Source organism: Alcanivorax sp. HI0083 (assembly GCF_001635175.1).
This window is the reverse complement of the sequence record NZ_LWFX01001418.1, coordinates 1-870: the sequence shown is the minus strand read 5'-3', so window position 1 is coordinate 870 and position 870 is coordinate 1. Positions and strand designations below refer to the sequence as shown.

Here is an 870-nt window from a genome sequence, read left to right as displayed (position 1 = left end):
GAAGGATGAAGCCAAGGAAGATGCGGTGGCAGAGGCCAGCATTGCTAATCTTCGGGCATTACTGGACTGACGCTGACGCACAATACTGCAAAACTTCCGACTTCAATCTTTGGCTTTGCGCACCTGCCTTGCCTGCTTGGCAATGTTGCAAACCAATATTTATGCATAAACTTCTATCGCCAAGGACTGACATCCTCCATAAAACCCTAAAAGCTCGCGGGCCAACCCTTACCCGCAACACCTAAAACCATTCAAACCAATATTTTTACGGGCCAGCCATCCCCCTCCACTGCATCAACAAGACCAACGCAAAAAGTCCCACCCCAAACACGACCCATGCCATTTTTTTCCTACCCTTCTTATAATGATCCGGCATAGCGATCAACCAGCATCCCAGGAACATTGACAAAACCGCAATGGAAAAGTCATGCCTTATTAAAGCACCGGAAGCAATAATCCATAAAAAAATTATTGTCGCAATCCTGCTTATAAAACCAAGCTTTCTCATTGCTATTCCTTACAGCTCCATTGGGAAGAGAAGAATGAGGACAAGACACCGGCGACAAAAAATGACATCCAAATCGCTAGAGAGAGAGTCAACATGAGCGCCAAAAATGGCAGCAAAAGAAAAGCCGCTCCAATTGTAATGAATATTCCCGCAAAATATTTTGCAATTGCAAACGCGAAGCCGCAATTATTAATATCAGAATAAAGGCCTATAGCATCCAGAACCTCCCCAAGCACTCCTCCAATATATTTGACTATTCCTGTGTCAGAAATCTTGTCCAGAATACCTAACAACCATTTAACAACATCGACCCCACCTGGAGTAGAGGTATTAGAACCATTCTCCCCACCCTCAATCAAATA

Annotated in this window: 1 protein-coding gene; it reads right to left on the bottom strand. The window is 44.3% G+C overall.

From position 1 onward, the window contains the following. Positions 1–510: 510 nt before the first annotated feature. Positions 511–870: hypothetical protein (locus tag A3754_RS28040; RefSeq protein ID WP_197468770.1), on the bottom strand; the 360-nt coding region annotated here is incomplete at its 5' end.